At 73.0% G+C, this 17,251-nt stretch carries 16 protein-coding genes; 10 read left to right on the top strand and 6 right to left on the bottom strand.

Going from position 1 to position 17,251, the window contains the following annotated elements; translation table 11 throughout:
- Nucleotides 1-84 precede the first annotated feature (84 nt).
- Nucleotides 85-285: a CsbD family protein gene (locus U5M74_RS07040; protein WP_410907488.1), complete on the top strand. Its 201-nt coding sequence runs from the start codon at nt 85-87 to the stop codon at nt 283-285.
- Nucleotides 286-512: 227 nt separating this feature from the next.
- On the opposite strand, the gene U5M74_RS07035 is transcribed toward U5M74_RS07040, so the two are convergent.
- The gene (locus U5M74_RS07035; RefSeq protein WP_410907486.1) at nt 513-779 is read right to left on the bottom strand and encodes a GlsB/YeaQ/YmgE family stress response membrane protein; all 267 of its coding nucleotides are present in this window, start codon (nt 777-779) and stop codon (nt 513-515) included.
- A 259-nt stretch (nt 780-1,038) separates the two neighbouring features.
- Here U5M74_RS07035 and U5M74_RS07030 point away from each other — a divergent pair, with 259 nt between their 5' ends.
- Genes U5M74_RS07030 through U5M74_RS07020 form a run of 3 tightly spaced genes read left to right on the top strand, consistent with a single transcriptional unit; the run spans nt 1,039 to nt 4,303 of the window.
- Complete coding sequence (locus U5M74_RS07030; protein ID WP_410907484.1) at nt 1,039-2,436, top strand: ABC transporter substrate-binding protein; 1,398 nt, start codon at nt 1,039-1,041, stop codon at nt 2,434-2,436.
- Complete coding sequence (locus U5M74_RS07025; RefSeq protein ID WP_410907482.1) at nt 2,433-3,425, top strand: carbohydrate ABC transporter permease; 993 nt, start codon at nt 2,433-2,435, stop codon at nt 3,423-3,425. The genes U5M74_RS07030 and U5M74_RS07025 overlap by 4 nt, the downstream gene beginning before the upstream one ends.
- A complete protein-coding gene (locus U5M74_RS07020) occupies nt 3,422-4,303 on the top strand; it encodes a carbohydrate ABC transporter permease (protein WP_410907480.1) in 882 nt (293 codons plus the stop codon). Before U5M74_RS07025 ends, U5M74_RS07020 begins: the two co-directional genes overlap by 4 nt.
- 23 nt (nt 4,304-4,326) lie before the next feature.
- On the opposite strand, the gene rlmC is transcribed toward U5M74_RS07020, so the two are convergent.
- The gene (gene rlmC / locus U5M74_RS07015) at nt 4,327-5,556 is read right to left on the bottom strand and encodes a 23S rRNA (uracil(747)-C(5))-methyltransferase RlmC (protein ID WP_410907478.1); all 1,230 of its coding nucleotides are present in this window, start codon (nt 5,554-5,556) and stop codon (nt 4,327-4,329) included.
- A 116-nt stretch (nt 5,557-5,672) separates the two neighbouring features.
- Here rlmC and U5M74_RS07010 point away from each other — a divergent pair, with 116 nt between their 5' ends.
- Both U5M74_RS07010 and U5M74_RS07005 read left to right on the top strand, forming a co-directional pair.
- A complete protein-coding gene (locus U5M74_RS07010; RefSeq protein ID WP_410907476.1) occupies nt 5,673-6,086 on the top strand; it encodes a VOC family protein in 414 nt (137 codons plus the stop codon).
- Nucleotides 6,083-6,994, top strand: a complete 912-nt coding sequence (locus tag U5M74_RS07005) for a CPBP family intramembrane glutamic endopeptidase (RefSeq protein WP_410907474.1) — start codon at nt 6,083-6,085, stop codon at nt 6,992-6,994. Before U5M74_RS07010 ends, U5M74_RS07005 begins: the two co-directional genes overlap by 4 nt.
- 8 nt (nt 6,995-7,002) lie before the next feature.
- On the opposite strand, the gene U5M74_RS07000 is transcribed toward U5M74_RS07005, so the two are convergent.
- From U5M74_RS07000 to U5M74_RS06990, 3 genes are all read right to left on the bottom strand, one after another.
- Nucleotides 7,003-7,626 (bottom strand): DinB family protein, encoded by a 624-nt coding sequence (locus U5M74_RS07000; RefSeq protein ID WP_410907472.1) that lies wholly within the window; start codon nt 7,624-7,626, stop codon nt 7,003-7,005.
- A 151-nt stretch (nt 7,627-7,777) separates the two neighbouring features.
- Nucleotides 7,778-8,227, bottom strand: coding sequence for an SRPBCC family protein (locus tag U5M74_RS06995; protein WP_069982348.1), 450 nt, complete (start codon nt 8,225-8,227; stop codon nt 7,778-7,780).
- Between the two features lie 83 nt (nt 8,228-8,310).
- Complete coding sequence (locus tag U5M74_RS06990; RefSeq protein WP_410907470.1) at nt 8,311-9,282, bottom strand: DMT family transporter; 972 nt, start codon at nt 9,280-9,282, stop codon at nt 8,311-8,313.
- Nucleotides 9,283-9,793: 511 nt separating this feature from the next.
- On the opposite strand from U5M74_RS06990, the gene U5M74_RS06985 reads away from it, so the two are divergent.
- The 4 genes from U5M74_RS06985 (at nt 9,794) to U5M74_RS06970 (ending at nt 15,754) form a co-directional block, all read left to right on the top strand.
- Nucleotides 9,794-10,777, top strand: coding sequence for an ABC transporter permease (locus U5M74_RS06985; protein WP_410907468.1), 984 nt, complete (start codon nt 9,794-9,796; stop codon nt 10,775-10,777).
- A gap of 13 nt (nt 10,778-10,790) precedes the next feature.
- Nucleotides 10,791-11,738, top strand: a complete 948-nt coding sequence (locus tag U5M74_RS06980; RefSeq protein ID WP_410907466.1) for an ABC transporter permease — start codon at nt 10,791-10,793, stop codon at nt 11,736-11,738.
- Between the two features lies 1 nt (nt 11,739).
- Nucleotides 11,740-13,938 carry a dipeptide ABC transporter ATP-binding protein gene (locus U5M74_RS06975; protein ID WP_410907464.1) on the top strand — a complete coding sequence of 733 codons (2,199 nt, stop codon included), beginning with the start codon at nt 11,740-11,742 and terminating at the stop codon, nt 13,936-13,938.
- A 61-nt stretch (nt 13,939-13,999) separates the two neighbouring features.
- Nucleotides 14,000-15,754 (top strand): ABC transporter family substrate-binding protein, encoded by a 1,755-nt coding sequence (locus U5M74_RS06970; RefSeq protein WP_410907462.1) that lies wholly within the window; start codon nt 14,000-14,002, stop codon nt 15,752-15,754.
- Between the two features lie 160 nt (nt 15,755-15,914).
- On the opposite strand, the gene U5M74_RS06965 is transcribed toward U5M74_RS06970, so the two are convergent.
- The gene (locus U5M74_RS06965) at nt 15,915-17,225 is read right to left on the bottom strand and encodes an MFS transporter (RefSeq protein ID WP_410907460.1); all 1,311 of its coding nucleotides are present in this window, start codon (nt 17,223-17,225) and stop codon (nt 15,915-15,917) included.
- Between the last annotated feature and the right edge of the window lie 26 nt (nt 17,226-17,251).

Below are 17,251 nucleotides of genomic sequence, written 5' to 3'. Positions count from 1 at the left end.
GGGGCGCCGGGGACGGCATCCCGCCGCTGCCGGCGGCTCACCGCCGTCGGGCCTGACCGATCGACGTCTTCGAAGGAGTGAGTGATGGGTCTCGACGACAAGATCCAGAACAAGGCCGAGGAGCTCAAGGGCAAGACGAAGGAGGCGATCGGCGACGCCCGCGACGACGACTCGATGAAGGCCGAGGGCCGGGCCGAGCAGGGCGGCGCGAACGTCAAGCAGGCCGGCGAGAAGGTCAAGGACGCCGCCCACGACACGTTCGGGGACCGGCGCGACCACCACTGACCCGAGCGCCGGAGCGTCTCCGGCTCGGGCTCGACGCCCCGGCGCGCGGCGCGCCGGGGCGTCGTCGTCCCCGGCGCTGCGTCCCGGCAGCGGTCCCCGCGCTGCGCGCACGGGACCACCCGGGACCACCCGACGCCGCCGCGGGCCTGCCGGCCGGGCCCCACGCACGAAGGAGGCCGCCCCCGCAGGGAGCGGCCTCCTTCGTGCGTCCGCGTCGTGCGCGGACGTCAGGCGCGACGTCGCCCGGTGATCGCGCCCCAGATGAGGAGCACGATGATGGACCCGACGATCGCGAGGATCCAGGTCTGCAGGGAGAAGAAGTCGCGCAGCGGGGCGTCGAAGAGCAGGGACCCGAGCCAGCCGCCGAGCAGCGCGCCCACGACACCCAGGATCAGCGTGGCGAGCCAGCCGCCAGCCTGCTTGCCCGGCAGCAGGGCCTTCGCGATGGCGCCGGCGAGCAAGCCCAGGACGATCCATCCGAGAATTCCACCCACGGTGAGTTCCTCCTTCCGTGCCGCCCGTGTCGGCGGCGGTCTTGACAATCACACCTAACTTGTGAGCTCGCACGTCAGAGCGCTGCGGCGAAGATCACGGTTGCGTTGCGGCGCCCTTCGCGGCGGTCCCGTGGCCGCTCGGGGTGCGAGACGACGCGGGGGCGGCGACACTTCGCGTGGTGCAGGCCGACGGCGTCCTGCACCGACTCGCCGGTCCGGCGCCGGCGTGCCGCTGGCTCGGTCCGCGAGGAGGCGCACCGTGAACGCACGTGGAGTGGCAGCAACGGCGGTGGCGGGGCTCGTGGTCGCGCTCGGCGCCTGCACCACGGGCGGCGGCGACGGGGACGGCGGCGGCGAGGCGGCCGGCGGTCCGTTGACCGTGTGGGTGCAGGAGGACCTGCCGGACCGGGTGGCGGCGACGCAGGAGATCATGGACGCCTTCACCGAGGAGTCCGGCATCGAGGTCGAGCTCGTCGCGGTGGCGGAGGACCAGTTCGCCCAGCTCATCACCTCGGCCGCGGCCGCGGGCGACGTGCCCGACGTCATCGGCGCGATCTCCCTGCCGCAGGTCCGCACCCTCTCGGCGAGCGACCTGATCGACACCGACGCGGTCGCCGAGGTGGTCGAGGCCCTCGACCCGACGACCTTCACGGAGACGGCGCTGGAGCTCACGCGCGACGGCGACACCCAGCTCGCGATCCCCAGCGAGTCGTGGACCCAGCTGCTGGTCTACCGCACGGACCTGTTCGAGGCCGCCGGGCTCGAGCCGCCGACGACGTACGACGCGCTCCTGGCGGCGGCCCAGGCGCTGGACTCCGACCAGGTCGCCGGGTTCGTCGGGGCCACCGCCCCGGGCGACGCGTTCACGGAACAGACCTTCGAGCACCTCGCGCTCGGCAACGGCTGCGAGATGGTGGACGGCGACGGGCAGGTGCAGCTCGACTCCGAGCAGTGCGTCCGCGCGTTCGACGTGTACGGCCAGCTGACCTCGCAGTACTCCGTCCCGGGCGCCCAGGACGTCGACACGACGCGGGCGACCTACTTCGCCGGCCAGGCCGCGATGTTCGTCTGGTCCAGCTTCGTGCTCGACGAGATGGCCGGGCTGCGCGAGGACGCGATGCCGTCCTGCCCCGAGTGCGCCGACGACCCGGCGTTCCTGGCGAAGAACTCCGGCGTCGTCACCGCGATCGAGGGGCCCGACGGCACGGAGGCCGCCCAGTTCGGCGAGATCACGTCGTGGACGGTGACCGCCGGCGCCGACTCCGCCGGGGCGCGCGAGCTCGTCGAGTACATGATGTCGGACGGCTACGAGGCGTGGATCGCGATCGCGCCGGAGGGCAAGGTGCCCGTGCGCACCGGGACGCCGGAGGAGCCGGAGCAGTTCACCGAGGCGTGGGCGACGCTGCCGGTGGGCGTGGACACCAAGGCCCCGCTCACCGACTTCTACAGCGCCGAGGTGATCGACGACGTCGCGGCCGGCCCGCAGGACCTGGCGCGCTGGGGCATCACCCAGGGGCAGGGCGACCTGCTCGGCGCGACGCAGGGCGAGCACCCGGTGGCGCAGGCGGTCAGCGAGGTGGCGGGCGGCGGCGACGCCGCGCAGGCGGCGCAGACGGCGGCCGACGCGGTCCGCTCCATCCAGGAGTCCTTGCAGTGATCACGCTGCCCGCCGCCGAGGCCGAGCGCAGCGCGGCCGGCGGGCGCCGCGCACGACGCTCGGCCCGGGGGCGCGAGGAGGCGCGCACCGGGCTCGCCCTGATCTCGCCGACGCTCGTCATCGTGCTGGTGGTCGTCGTCGTGCCGATCCTGTGGACGGTGTCGCTGGCGTTCCAGCAGGTGCGCCTGCTCAACATCCGGGACACGGGGTTCCTCGGCGAGCTCTCCCTCGACAACTTCGCCGCGGTGCTCGGCTCGCCCGGGTTCCTCCAGGCGCTGGTGACCACCGTCGTCTACTCGGTGGCGGGCACGGCCCTGGCCATCGCCTCCGGCCTGGTCGCGGCGCTGGCCCTGCGGCGGCAGTTCCGCGGCCGGGGCGCGGTCCGTGCGGCGGTGCTGCTGCCGTACGTCGCGCCGGTGGTGGCGGCCACCTTCGTCTGGACGACGATGCTGCACCCGCAGTTCGGGCTCGTGAACCACGTGGGCACGCGGTGGCTCGGGTGGGACGACCCCGTGGCGTTCCTGTCCCAGCGCGCCCTGCCGGTGACGATCCTCGGGTGGGACGTCCAGCTGCCGATCGCGCTGCTCACGGTGATCTGCTTCGAGGCGTGGCGGTCGGCGCCGTTCGCGTTCCTGTTCCTCACCGCCCGCCTGCAGGCCGTGCCGGAGGTGCTCGAGGAGGCCGCGACGGTGGACGGCGCGACCCCGAGCCAGCGGTTCCGGCACATCCTGCTGCCGCAGCTGCTGCCCACGATCGCGGTGCTCACGGTGCTGCGGTTCATCTGGACCTTCAACAACTTCGACGACATCTACCTGCTCACCGGCGGCGGAGCGGGCACCGAGGTGGTCGCGGTGCGGGTGTTCGACTACCTCACCGCCCGCAACGACATCGGGGCCGCGGCCGCGCAGGCGCTCGTGCTCGCCGCGATCCTCGCCGTCCTGGTGGGGCTGTACCTGAGGTGGTTCGGCCGGCGGGAGGATCTGGTATGAGCGGCGCGCGCCTCTCCCGGAACACGCTCGAGAACCGCCTGATCGCCGTCGTGCGGCCCGTGGTCATCGTGCTGCTGCTCGTGGGGGCGGTGTTCCCGTTCCTGTACATGGTGCTGCTCAGCGTGCGCTCCCTCGACTCGCTGCTGCGCGCCCCCGGCGCGCTGTGGGTCTCCGTCGAGGACCTGGACCTCGGCACGTACGCGGAGGTGCTGCGCCCGGTGGCCGACGGCGGCCAGGGGTTCGGCGTGTTCATCCGCAACTCCCTGCTGGTGGCGGTGGTGACGATGCTGCTGGCGCTGCTCGTGGCGATCCCCGGCGCGTACGCGGTGAGCCGGCTGCGGTTCTTCGGCCACCGGCAGGTCTCGGCGCTGTTCCTCACCGTGTACTTCTTCCCGGCGATCCTGCTGGCCGTGCCGCTGTTCGTGTTCTTCACCCAGGTGGGGCTGCGGGGGTCGCTCGTCGGCCTGCTGCTCGTGTACGTGTCGCAGGTGGTGGCGGTGTCGATCTACATGCTGCGCAACTACTTCGACACCATCCCCGCGTCGCTCGAGGAGGCCGCCGCCATCGACGGCTGCACGCGGCTGCAGGCGATGCGGCGCATCAGCCTGCCGCTGGCCATGCCCGCCATCGTGTCCAACGGGCTGTTCGTGTTCATGATCGCCTGGAACGAGTTCCTCTTCGCGCTGCTGTTCCTCGTGGAGGACCGCGACCGCTGGACGGTGTCGCTGGGCCTGTCGCAGCTCGCCGGCAGCATCGAGGTGCCGACGACGGTGCTCATGGCCGGCTCGGTGCTGCTCACCCTGCCGATCGTCGTGCTGTTCTTCCTGTCGGAGCGGCTGCTCGTCGGCGGCCTGACCGCCGGCGCCGAGAAAGGCTGAGCGCCCGTCAGCGCGCTCTCCGGTCAGGCGCGCTCGAGCAGCGTCAGCACCTCGTAGTGCCGCGAGTGCGGGAACATGTCGAGCAGCCGGCCGCGCACCGGGCGCAGCGACGGCATCTCGGCCAGGTCTCGCGCGAGCGTGGCGGCGTTGCAGCTGGAGTACAGCACGTGGCGCACGCCGGAGGCCTCGAGCCAGCGCGCCAGGTCGGGGCCGATGCCGCGCCGCGGCGGGTTGACGACCACCATCTCCGGCACGGCGGAGGGGTCCAGCGCGAACGCGGTCGCGTCGCCCGCCGCGAACCGCACACCGGCCATCGCCGCGGCGCCGTCGGGCGAGGCGGCCGCGAGCTCGTCGCGCGTGGTCAGGGCCGACGCGACGGCCTCGGCCGAGATCTCGATGCCCGTGACCTCGCGTCCGGGCGCCGCGCAGTGCAGCGCGAACCCGCCGACGCCGCAGTACAGGTCCCACAGCGACGCCGGCGCAGCCTCCTCGACCCACTCGCGCGCCTGCCGGTACAGCGCGGCGGCCACCTCGGTGTTGGTCTGGAAGAACGACTGCGGCCGCAGGTGCAGCGTCACGCCGTCCATCCGCATGGGCAGCGTCTGCCGCTCGGTGAGCACGATCTCCGTGTCGCCCTCGAGCACCGCCTTGTGCTCCGGCTGCAGGTTGACGCTGAGCACCGCCAGCGTGGGCAGCGCCGCGCGCAGCCACGGCAGGTGCTTGCGGACGCGGGCCACCGGCTCCTGCGAGCGCAGCACCAGCCGCACCATGAGCTCGCCGTCGGGGGAGAGGGTCACCAGCAGGTTCTTGAGCTCGCCACGGCGGGCGGCGTCCTTGGGCGTGACCCGGCCGCGCGTCGGCGTGAGGTCGTACGGCTGGAGGCGGGCGCGGGTGATCAGCTCGGCCAGGGGCCCGAACGCCGCCTGCAGCGGCGCGGGGTACAGCGGGCAGTCGGTGAGGTCCACGCCCTGCACCGGCCCGCCCGGGGCCGTGCGCGCGTCGAGGATCCCCAGCAGCGGCGCCTCGGCCGTGCCGGTCACCACCATCTTGGCCTTGTTGCGGAACCCCGCCTCGGCGCCCACCACGGGCGGCAGCCACGCGAGGTCGCCGGCAGCGGGGCCGAGCACAGGGCCGACCACGGGGTCGAGCAGCGACCGCACGTGCCGCTCCTTGTCCGCGACCTGCGTGGGGTGGGCCACCTCGAGGAGGGTGCACGAGCGGCACCGACCGGCGTCGTAGTGGTGGCACTGCACGCACCCATTGTCCCCCGCGCGCCGCGGGCCCCGGCGCTACGGTGGGCGAGGCGGCGCGGGTGCCGCCCCGCCGACGACGGCGCCGGCCGGTGCCGGCCGACGACACAGGAGGTCACGTGGCTGAGAGCGTCCCGACGATCCGGCAGGTGGTGCTCGACACCACCGACGCCCGCGGGCTCGCCGAGTTCTACCGGCAGCTGTTCGGCCTGGCGTACCGGGCGGGGGACGAGCCGCCCGCCGACGGCGCGCCCGACGACGCGGACTGGCTCGTGCTGCGCAACCCCGGCGCGGTGCAGCTCGCCTTCCAGCAGGTCGAGCGGCTCGCGGCGGCCACGTGGCCCGACGGCGAGGTGCCGCAGCAGCTGCACCTCGACTGCACCGTGGCGGACGTCGCCGCGCTCGACGCCCAGACCGAGCGCGCGCTTTCGCTCGGCGCGCGCCTGCTGCGCGACCGGGCGGACGACCCGCAGGAGCCGCTGCGGGTCTTCGCCGACCCGGCGGGACACCCCTTCTGCCTCTTCGTCGGATGAGTCCCCGACCGGCGCCCACGGGCGGGGCTGCTGCGGGCGGGGCGGCCGCGAGCAGCGCGGCCGGCGCCCGGCCCGACGACGCCCCGCTCCGCGCGCTCCTGACCCCGCGCGGCGCGGGGCGGCTGGGCGCGGCCGCGCTCGTCAGCGTGTCCGCGGTGCTCCTGTTCGCCGTGCACGTGCGGCCCGTCGCGTACGTGCCCCTGGTGGCCGGCGTGCTGCTCGGCGTCGCCGTCGACCGGGCGCTGGGCAAGGACCTCGGGCTGATCGGGACCGGGCTGGCGATCATCTCGGCGATCTCGCTCGAGGCGGACCTGTCCGACGCCGGCATGCTGCGGTTCGCCGTCGCGCTCGGCGGCGCGGTGGCGGTGCCGTGGGCGCTGTCGCGCTGGGTCGTGCACCGGCGCGAGGGCGGGGCGGTCCGGTTCCCCGTGGCCACCGGCCAGCGGTGGTCGCGCGGGCAGTGGGTCTACCTCGCGGTCGTCGTGGCGGTCGGCTACCTGGTGCTGCCCTGGTACTTCCTCGGCTCCGGCGCCTACCTCAACTGGCCCGATCTCCAGGGGTCGCAGGACATCGCCCGGCTGTTCGTCGGCGTCAACGCCGTCGGCATCTGGGACGAGCTGTTCTTCGTCTGCGTGTGCTTCGCCCTGCTGTGCCGGCACTTCCCCGTGCAGGTGGCCAACGTGCTGCAGGCGGTGATCTTCGTGTCGTTCCTGTGGGAGCTGGGCTACCGCGAGTGGGGGCCGCTGCTGACCGTGCCGTTCGCGCTGGTGCAGGGCTGGATCTTCGCCCGGTTCAAGTCCCTCAGCTACGTGGTGACGGTGCACCTGCTGTTCGACGCCGTGGTGTTCGGCGTGCTCGTGCACGGCCACCACCCCGGGCTGTTCGACGTGTTCGTCACCGCGCCCTGACGCCGGCGTCAGTCGCCGAACGCCTCGGCGATCGCCCGGAGCCGCTCGACGTACGCGGCGCGCTCCTGCTCCTCCCAGCCCGGCATGTTGTCGGCGGCGCGGCTGAGCCCGACGGCGCCGTCGGCGCCCTCGCGCAGGATGTCGGCGTGCCCGGCGTGCCGCTGCACGTCGGCGAGCACGTGCACCAGCACCACCGCCAGCGTCGTGTCCCGCCGGCCCTCGCCCCACCACGGCACCCGGCCGGGCGCGTCCAGCAGCAGCTCCGCGATGGTGGCGTCGGCGAACGCCCACGCCCGCCGGTACAGGTCGAGCACGTGCTCGGCCGGCTCCTCCGGGGTGGCGTACCAGTCGGCCTGCGGGTCGGCGGCCGGGTCGTCGAGCGACCAGGCGGCCAGCCACGGCACCTCCGCCATGTCCGGCCACGGGCGGCCGAAGGTGAGGCCGAGGTAACCGATCTCGACGCTCGCGCAGTGCTTGACCAGCCCGAGCAGGTTGGTGCCGGTGGGCGTGCGGGGCAGGCGCAGCGCGCGCTCGCCGAGCCCCTCGGTCTTCCACACGAGCGCGTCGCGGCCGCGCTGCAGCTGCCGGTGCAGCACGGTCTTGAGGTCTGTGGGCCCCAGCGTCGTCGCCATGGGCCCCACCGTGCCCGACGGCGTCGCCCGTCGCCAACGGGACCGGCGGGCGCGTCGGCGCCCCGGTGGACGACGAGCGCCCCGGTCCACCGTCGTCGACGGGGACCGGGGCGCTCGCGACCGGGGCGCCGCTCGTGCGGCTCGGCCCGGATCAGCTCACGTCGCCGCGCCAGGCGCCCGTCTCGGTGCCGCGCTTCTCGATGAACGCCTTGAAGCGCTCGAGGTCGCCCTCCACGCGGCGCTCGTCGAGGTTCAGGGCCTCACCGGCCTTCTCCACGAGACCCTCCGGCGACCAGTCGATCTGCACGGTCACGCGCGTCTGGGAGTCGCTGAGCTTGTGGAAGGTCACCACGCCGGCGTGGTCCGTGCCGGACGTGCTGTTCCACGCGACCCGCTCGTCCGGGTGCTGCTCGGTGATCTCGGCGTCGAACTCGCGCTCCACGCCGCCGATGCTGGTCTTCCAGTGCGTGTGGGTGGGGTCGATCTGACGGATCTCCTCCACGCCCTCCATGAAGTGGTGGAACTCCTCGAACTGCGTCCACTGGTCGTACGCGGTGCGGACGGGGACGTCGACGTCGATCGACTTGGTGACGTTGGCCATGGATTCACTCCTTCCGGTGGAGGTCCCACCGTGTCCCGGCCCCGGCCCGCTCGCGACCTGACCGCCCCCCGACCGCGCCCTGGTCAGCGCCGACGGTCGAAGACCGCGGGGATCGCGACCGCCACGAGCGTGAGCGCGGCGCCGACGTAGGTCGCCGTGGACGGCGGGGTCGCGCCGGGGGAGACGACGTCGAGCACCAGCGCCCCGACCACCTGGCCGGCGATCATGCCGAGGCCGAGCAGCAGCACGCCCACGCGGTGCACGATCGCGGCCGACATCGCGATGAAGGCGATGCCGATGAGCCCGCCGGTGTACAGCAGCGGGTTCGTGGGGAACGCGCCGGTCGGCGTCCCCTGGACGAGCAGCGAGATCCCCAGCGCCACCGCCAGGGCTGCGGTGCCGACGAGGAAGTTGACGAACGTGGCGGCCACGACGCCGCCCGACGCCGCCCGCACGCGCCCGTTGACGGCCTGCTGCCAGGCCGACCCGGCGCCCGCCAGCAGCGGCAGGACGGCCAGGGCGAGGGCGCCGGCCGAGCCGATGCCCGCCGACATCGCGATCGCCACGGCGACCACGGTGAGCGCCGGTCCGACGGCGCGCGGGAAGGTGACGAGGCGGATCCCGCCGGGGGCGAGGCCGAACCGGTCGACCAGCAGCGAGCTCACGGACTGCCCGGCGACGATCGCGACGATGAAGACGGCGACGCCGAGCGTGCCGACCGTCAGCCCCTGGGTGGCCACGAGGAACCCGCCGGCCAGGCCGCCCAGGCACTGCCACCAGCGCAGGCGGCCCTCGCGCAGCGCCGTCACGACGCCGGTCAGCCCGGCGCGGGCGCGCCGCGAGACCAGCATCGCGAGCGTCAGCCAGACCAGCCCCGACCCGAAGGAGACGAACGCGGCGAGGAACCCGTTGCCGAGGTGGTCGGCCAGCGTGCCGTTGACCCGGCTCTGCAGCGCGACGCCGAACCCGGCGACGACGGCGAGCGCGACCCCGAGGACCTTGAGCGGGTCGCGCCCGGGAGCGGCGTCGGCGGGGCGGGGCGTCAGGGCGGCCATGGCGGCGAGTGTAGGCGCGACGGACCCCGAACGTTGCCTCGGGCATCCGCGTCGTGCCGGCCTCGGCGCGACCGCCGGTTGCGAGGGGCTCGAGGCGTCGTGATCGAATCGATATCTTCCCGCCGGCACGCCCCTGGAGGTGGCATTTCACCTGCGAAGACGGCCCGGCGCCGGATCCCTCACGGGTCGTGAAAGTCCTCACCCAGGCGCCGGTGGCTCAGGGTGACAGTTGACCCGGGGTAGTGTCGGCGGGCGGAAACGTAGGTTTTGTTAACCCCGCGTTAAGGGCGCTCCTGCGCCCTGGGGCGGGGACGAGGCGTGCGGTCCGTCGTGTCCCGGGGCGGCGCTGCCCCGGAGCCGTCGCCCATGGTTCCCGGGTCCTGGACCCCCGAAGAGCACAGAGGAAGACCATGCGACCCGTGCGTCTCGCCCTCACCCCGCCCCCGTGCGGGGGCGCCGCGGCCCGGCCGGCCGCCCGGCCCCTCACCGCGCGCGGGAGCAGGGCCGCCTGATGGTCGGCTTCCTGCTGCGCCGCCTGGCGAACTATGTGGCGATGCTGTTCGTCGCCGTCTCCTTCACGTACTTCCTCGCCTCGTTCTTCATGGACCCGCGGTCCAACTACCTGTCGCGCAACCCGATCCCTCCCAAGGAGTCGATCGACCTGTCGCTGACGGCGGCGAACATCAACGACGAGGACCCCCTGCTCGGCCGCTACTGGCGGTGGCTGACGGACATCGTGCTGCACTGGGACTGGGGCCTGAGCCCCGACCAGAACCCCGTGGGCGCTGCGGTCGCCGGCCGCATCGGCGCCTCGGTCCAGCTCGTCACGCTGGCCACGATCCTGTCGATCGTCATCGGCGTCGCGATCGGCGTCTTCACCGCGATCCGGCAGTACAAGTGGCAGGACCGCGTGCTCGGCGGGCTCGCCACCTTCTTCCTCGTCGTCCCGACGGCGGTGCTCGCGCTGTTCGTGGTGCTGGGTGCCATCTGGGTCAACAAGGGCCTCGGGTTCCGGCTCTTCTACGTGACCGGGCTGCACAGCTACGAGGGCGACGCGTTCTGGCCCTGGCTCGTGGACCTCCTGCAGCACCTGGTGCTGCCCACGATCGTGCTGACGATCATCAGCGCGGTGACGTACCACCTGACGCAGCGCACCTACCTGCTCGACACGATGAACGCCGACTACGTGCGCACGGCCCGGGCCAAGGGCCTGCCGCTCAACAAGGCGATCCGCAAGCACGCGCTGCGCACGTCGCTCATCCCCACGGCCGTCAACGTCGCGTTCTCCATCGCGTCGGTGTTCACGGGCGCGGTGATCACGGAGTCGGTGTTCGCCATCAACGGCCTGGGCCGGTACTTCGTCACCACCATCCAGCAGAACGACATCAACGGGGCCGTGTGCATCGCCGCGTTCGCCGGCGCCTGCACGCTGGCGGGCGCGCTGCTCGCCGACGTCGTCGTCGCCCGGCTCGACCCGCGCGTCCGGCTGAGCTGAGAGGAGCGAGACCATGGCCGATCCCGAGCTCGCCGTCACCAGGGCCCAGGTGGGCAAGGACCTCGAGCACGACGTCGACTCGTCGGGCGAGCAGGTGCGCCGCACCGGCCGCCTCGCGCTGTATGCGCGCCGGTTCCTGCGGCGTCCGTCCGCCGTCGTGGGCGTCGTCGTGCTGGCGTTGCTGGTGCTCTTCGCGCTCTTCGGCGACCTGCTGACGAGGTGGGGCTACGACGAGCCCGACTTCCTCGCGCTGGCCTCGCCGCCGAGCGCCGAGCACCTGTTCGGCACCACCCAGGGCGGCTCGGACGTGTTCGCCCTCGTGGTCCGCGGCCTGGGCCGCTCCCTGATGATCGGCATCCTGTCGTCCCTGGCCATCACCTTCGTGGCCGCCGTCGTCGGCACCGCCGTGGCGTTCTTCGAGGGCTGGGTCGAGCGCGTCGGCATGTGGGTGCTCGACATGCTGCTCGTCATCCCCAGCTTCCTGCTCATCGCGATGATCGTCCGCTCGTCCTCGGGCAGCAGCGGCTGGCTGTGGCTGACCCTCGGCATCACCGCGTTCGGCTGGGTCGGCTACGCCCGCGTGCTGCGCACGCTCACGCTCTCGCTGCGCGAGCTCGACTACGTGCACGCCGCCCGGTTCATGGGGGTGCGCCCCTTCACGATCATCGGGCGCCACCTCGTCCCGAACCTCGGCTCGGTGCTCATCATCCAGACGGTGCTCGGCGTCGTCGCCGCCGTGAACTCCGAGACCGCGCTGTCGTTCCTCGGCCTGGGCATCAAGGCGCCCGACACCTCGCTCGGCACCATCCTCCAGATGGGCCAGGGCGTCGTGCAGACCTCGCCGTGGGTGCTCCTGGCCCCCGCCGTCGCGCTGATCCTGCTGACGCTGTCGGTGCAGCTCATCGGCGACGGCCTCCGCGACGCCATCGACCCGCACTCGCGCTCCGGCGGGAAGGCCTGACATGACCGACCAGATCATCACCGACGCCGGCGGCCACCGCGACGCCACCCCGCCCGAGGGGCTCGTGCTGCCGGCCGGCGCCGGCCGGCTCGCCCCGGCCGGCGAGCCGGTGCTCAGCGTGCGCGACCTGCACGTCTCGTTCGCCTCGGAGGCCGGCACCGTGCGCGCCGTGCGCGGCGTCAGCTTCGACCTGCAGCCCGGCCGCACGCTCGGCATCGTCGGCGAGTCCGGCTCCGGCAAGTCCGTGACGTCGCTGTCGATCATGGGCCTGCTCGACCAGAACGCCCGCGTGGAGGGCTCGATCCGCCTCAAGGGCACCGAGCTGCTCGGCAAGAGCGAGCTCGAGCTGTCCCGGCACCGCGGCAACGACATGGCGATGGTGTTCCAGGACCCGCTGTCGGCCCTGACGCCGGTGTACTCGATCGGCGACCAGCTCGCCGAGGCCCTCGACCTGCACCAGGACCTCACGCGCAAGCAGGTGCGCGAGCGCTCCGTGGAGCTGCTCGACCTGGTCGGGATCCCCCACCCCGCCGAGCGCCTCAGGTCGTTCCCGCACCAGTTCTCGGGCGGCATGCGCCAGCGCGTGATGATCGCGATCGCGATCGCCAACGACCCGGACGTGATCATCGCCGACGAGCCCACCACGGCCCTGGACGTGACGATCCAGGCGCAGGTGCTCGAGGTGCTCAAGAAGGCGCAGCGCGAGACCGGCGCCGCCGTCGTGATGATCACCCACGACCTCGGCGTGGTCGCCGGCGTCGCGGACGACGTGCTGGTCATGTACGCCGGCCGCCCGGTGGAGCAGGCGCCGGTGGAGGAGCTGTTCGCCCGCCCGGCGATGCCGTACACGATGGGCCTGCTCGGCGCGGTCCCGCGGCCGGACCGCGGCGAGAACCGGCGCCTGGTGCCGATCCAGGGCAACCCGCCGTCGCTCGTCGACCTGCCCGTGGGCTGCCCGTTCGCCGACCGCTGCCCGCTGGCGGAGGACCGCTGCCGCACCGCCGAGCCGCCCCTGGCGCCGGTGCCGGGCCGCGCCGACCAGCGCGCCGCCTGCGTGCGCGTCGACGAGATCGTCGCCGAGGGCCTGACGGTCGAGGACGTCTACCCGGTCGGCGAGGCGGCGACCTCCCGCCTCGCCGGCGTGCCCCGCGCGCAGCGCGAGGCGGTGCTCGAGGTCACCGACCTCAAGAAGCACTTCCCGCTCACCAAGGGCGGGTTCCTGCGCCGCCGCGTCGGCACGGTCAAGGCCGTGGACGGCGTGACGTTCGACGTGCGCGAGGGCGAGACGCTCGCGCTGGTCGGCGAGTCCGGCTCGGGCAAGACGACGACGCTGCTGGAGATCATGCGGCTGCAGGCGCCGCAGGGCGGCACCGTCGCCGTCCTGGGCAAGAACCTCGCCGGGCTGGCCCGGCCCGAGCGTGCCGCGCTGCGCCGCGAGCTGCAGATCGTCTTCCAGGACCCGCAGTCCTCGATGGACCCGCGGCTGCCCGTCTACGACATCCTCGCCGAGCCGCTCAAGGTGCACGGCTGGTCGCGGGCGCGGGTCAACGAGCGCATCACCGAGCTCATGCGGCTGGTCGGGCTAAACCCGGACCACGTGGACCGGTTCCCCACGCAGTTCTCCGGCGGCCAGCGCCAGCGCATCGCCATCGCCCGGGCCCTGGCGGTCAACCCGCGGCTCATCGTGCTCGACGAGCCGGTCTCGGCGCTCGACGTGTCGATCCAGGCCGGCGTGATCAACCTGCTGGAGGACCTGCAGGCGCAGCTCGGCGTCGCGTTCCTCTTCGTGGCGCACGACCTGTCGGTGATCCGGCACATCTCCTCGCGCACCGCGGTGATGTACCTGGGCCAGGTCGTCGAGCAGGGCGACACCGAGGCGGTGTTCACCAGCCCGCGGCACCCGTACACGCAGGCGCTGCTGTCCGCCGTCCCGCTGCCCGACCCGCAGCTGGAGAGGCGGCGGCGGCGGGTGGTGCTCCAGGGCGACCTGCCCAGCCCGGCGCAGGAGATCGTCGGCTGCCGGTTCGCCAGCCGCTGCCCCGTGCGCGCGGCGCTGCCGGCCGACCGGCAGGAGCTGTGCGACACCGTGCAGCCCGGCCTGGCCACCGGCGCCGTGCCCGGCACCGACCACGGCGCCGCGTGCCACTACCCGCTGACCTCGTCGGCGGCCGAAGACGTGCGGGTCCCCTCCCGCGCCTGACCCCTCGCGGGTCGCGCGACCTCCGGGTCGCACCACCGTCAGGAACCTCTCGAGGAGACCAATGAAGACCATCCGCAGCACGGGGGCCCGCGCGGCCGTCGTCGTGTCGGCCCTGGCGCTCGCGCTGACGGCGTGCAGCTCCGGCGGCTCGTCCGACGACGCCACCGCGTCCGCCGGCACCGACTACGAGCAGCCGGCGTCCGGCATCCCGTCCTCGTACGAGGGCACCCTGCCGATGCCCGACCCGGCCCAGGCGTACGACAACCCGCAGGAGCGGGACGCCGTCGAGGACGGCGGCACGCTGACCCTGCCGATCGGCGAGGTCACGGCCAACTGGAACGCCTTCTCCACCGACGGCAACACCGCCTACATGGCCGACCTGTGGCAGTTCTACCAGCCGCAGCTGTGGACCTACGACGTGGCCGGCACGCCGACGCCGAACCCCGACTACCTCACGGGCGTGGAGGTGACGTCGGAGGACCCGCTGGTGGTCACGTACGACATCAACCCCGACGCCAGGTGGAACGACGGCACGGACATCGACTGGACCGCGTTCGAGGCCACCTGGTTCACGCAGTCCGGCAAGAACGAGGGCTTCAACCCGCCGTCGACCTCCGGCTACGACTCGGTCGCCTCGGTCGAGCAGGGCGACAGCCCGAAGCAGGCCGTCGTCACGTTCGCCACGCCGTTCTACCCGTACCAGTACCTGTTCCTGCAGCTCGAGCACCCGAAGAACAAGGACCCCGAGCTCTTCACGCAGGGCTGGGTCAACGAGCCGCACAACGAGCTGGCCGCCGGCCCGTTCGTCGTCGACTCGTTCGACGAGACCCAGGTGACGTTCGTCCCCAACGAGAACTGGTGGGGCGACGCGCCGAAGCTCGAGAAGGTCGTCTTCAAGCAGATGGAGTCGACCGCCGCGATCAACGCCTTCCAGAACGGCGAGATCGACGCGGTCGAGGTCAGCACGGCGGACAACCTCAAGGTCGTGCGCGACATGGACGACGTCGAGATCCGCCGCCAGTACGGCACGCAGACCGGCGTGTTCGAGCTCAACGGCCAGGCCGAGGCGCTCAAGGACATCAACGTCCGCAAGGCCGTCGTCCAGGCGACCGACGTGACGCAGCTGTCCGAGATCGACTTCCAGGGTCTCGACTGGACCGAGGAGCCGGCCGGCTCCGAGCTGATCTTCCCGTTCCAGGACGGCTACGAGAACAACATGCCGGAGGAGTCGGCGTACTCGGTCGAGAACGCCAAGGCCACCCTCGAGGAGGCCGGCTTCACCCTCGGCGACGACGGCTACTACGCCAAGGACGGCAAGCCCCTCGAGATCCGCTACACCTACTTCGGCGACAACCCGACCCAGACGGCCCTCGCCAACGCCTTCCAGGCGATGCAGAAGCAGGCCGGCATCAAGGTCGAGATCGACAACCAGGACTCCTCGAAGTTCTCGGACGTCATCCTCGGCGGCCAGTACGACGTCGTGATCATGGCGTGGTCGTCGTCCGACCCGTACAGCTACTCGACGTCGGGCTCGCAGCTGTACAGCCAGGTCTACCCGCCGGAGGGCTCGAACTTCACGTTCGTGGGCTCCGACGAGGTCGACGAGCTCATGAAGGTCCCCGGCACCATCGAGGACATCGACGAGGCCATCGCCGCCGCGAACGAGGCCGAGAAGGTCGCCCTCGAGCTGTACGGCACCTTCCCGCTGAACTACGGCCCGGAGCAGTGGGCCGTGAAGCAGGGCCTGGCCAACTTCGGCCCCTCGGGCTTCAAGCGCCTCAACTTCCACGCCGAGGACATCGGCTGGCAGAGCTGACACGCTGAGCCGGTCACGCACGCACGACAGCGGCTCGTCACCCCTGGGGGTGGCGGGCCGCCGTCGTGCTCCCGGCACCCTCTCGCCGAGACCTGACTTGTGGCCGCCTCCACGGTGCCGGAGGCGACCACAAGTCAGGTCTCGGCGCGCCGCAGTGGCGTCAGGCGCGGGCCACCGGCGCCGCGAGCTCGTCGCGCCGAGCGTCGGGGTTTCCCGGCGCAGGGGCATCGGAAGCCGGGAGACCCCGACGTTCGTCGGCGGCCGCTCCGCCGGCCCGCCGGGCGTGCCAGGCACCGAGCTCGCCGCCCGGGACGGCGGCGGCGACGAGCATCACCGCCAGGCCCACGACGGTCACGACCGCCCCGGCGCCGAGCGGCGCCGTGTAGCCGAGACCGGCGGCGAGCGTCAGCCCGCCCACCCAGGCGCCGAAGGCGTTGCCCACGTTGAACGCCGCGATGTTGGCGCCCGAGGCGAGCGTGGGCGCCGCGGCCGCGTGGTGCATGACGCGCATCTGCAGGCCGGGCACGGTGGCGAACCCGAACGCGCCCATGAGCACCAGGCTCACCACGGTGGCCGGCTTGCTGCCCGCGGTCAGGGCGAACACCCCGAGCACCACGGCGAGCACGGCCAGCAAGACCACGAGCGTGGCCCCCAGGTGCCGGTCGGCGGCGCGGCCGCCCAGCAGGTTGCCCACGAACAGGCCCGCGCCGAACAGCACCAGCAGCCACGGCACGGTGGCCGAGGCGAAGCCGCTCACCTCGGTGAGCGTGAAGGCGATGTACGTGAAGGCGCCGAACATGCCGCCGTAGCCGAGCACCGTCACGGCGATGGAGAGCCACACCTGCGGCGCGCGGAACGCGGCGAGCTCGCCGCGCAAGCCCGACGCCGGCACGCCGCCGGGAGCCCCAGCGCCGTCCGGCACGCCGACCCGGGCGGGCACGAGCGCGGCGATGCCGACGAGCGCCAGCACGCCGATCGCGGTGATGGCCCAGAACGTGGCGCGCCAGCCGGCCGCCTGGCCGAGCAGCGTGCCGGACGGCACGCCCAGCACGTTGGCCACGGTCAGGCCGGCGAACATGATGGAGATGGCGGCGGCGCGCCGGTCGCGGGCCACCAGGTCGGCCGCCACCACCGCGCCGATGCCGAAGAACGCACCGTGGCAGAGGGCCGCGAGCACGCGCCCGCCGAGCATCAGCCCGTACGTCGGCGCGACCGCGGAGACGAGGTTGCCGGCGACGAACAGGACCATGAGGCCCAGCAGGGCGCGCTTGCGGTCGACGCGGGACAGGGCGGCGGTGAGCCCGATCGCGCCGACGGCCACCGCGAGCGCGTAGCCGGAGATGAGGTAGCCGGCCACCGTCTCGGTGACCGCGAAGTCGGCGGCCACCTCCGGCAGCAGGCCCATGATGACGAACTCGGTCAGGCCGATGCCGAAGCCCCCGATGGCGAGGGCCCACAGGGCGACGGGCATGAGTGCTCCAGTCAGGAAGGCGGGTG

Origin of the sequence: Puerhibacterium sp. TATVAM-FAB25 (assembly GCF_046535855.1) — a bacterium.
Taxonomy (GTDB): Bacteria; Actinomycetota; Actinomycetes; order Actinomycetales; family Cellulomonadaceae; genus Puerhibacterium; species Puerhibacterium variabilis_A.
Note: the sequence above shows the minus strand (reverse complement) of the source record. Positions and strands in the feature narration are given on the sequence as shown.

Bases quoted from the DNA above. Each gene is read 5' to 3' on its own strand.
- U5M74_RS07000 (WP_410907472.1), bottom strand. From the start codon at position 7,626: ATGGCGACGACGCTGGGGCCCACAGACCTCAAGACCGTGCTGCACCGG.
- U5M74_RS07020 (WP_410907480.1), top strand. From the start codon at position 3,422: ATGAGCGGCGCGCGCCTCTCCCGGAACACGCTCGAGAACCGCCTGATC.
- U5M74_RS07040 (WP_410907488.1), top strand. From the start codon at position 85: ATGGGTCTCGACGACAAGATCCAGAACAAGGCCGAGGAGCTCAAGGGC.
- U5M74_RS06980 (WP_410907466.1), top strand. From the start codon at position 10,791: ATGGCCGATCCCGAGCTCGCCGTCACCAGGGCCCAGGTGGGCAAGGAC.
- U5M74_RS06995 (WP_069982348.1), bottom strand. From the start codon at position 8,227: ATGGCCAACGTCACCAAGTCGATCGACGTCGACGTCCCCGTCCGCACC.
- U5M74_RS07005 (WP_410907474.1), top strand. From the start codon at position 6,083: ATGAGTCCCCGACCGGCGCCCACGGGCGGGGCTGCTGCGGGCGGGGCG.
- U5M74_RS06965 (WP_410907460.1), bottom strand. From the start codon at position 17,225: ATGCCCGTCGCCCTGTGGGCCCTCGCCATCGGGGGCTTCGGCATCGGC.
- U5M74_RS06970 (WP_410907462.1), top strand. From the start codon at position 14,000: ATGAAGACCATCCGCAGCACGGGGGCCCGCGCGGCCGTCGTCGTGTCG.
- U5M74_RS06985 (WP_410907468.1), top strand. From the start codon at position 9,794: ATGGTCGGCTTCCTGCTGCGCCGCCTGGCGAACTATGTGGCGATGCTG.
- U5M74_RS06990 (WP_410907470.1), bottom strand. From the start codon at position 9,282: ATGGCCGCCCTGACGCCCCGCCCCGCCGACGCCGCTCCCGGGCGCGAC.
- U5M74_RS06975 (WP_410907464.1), top strand. From the start codon at position 11,740: ATGACCGACCAGATCATCACCGACGCCGGCGGCCACCGCGACGCCACC.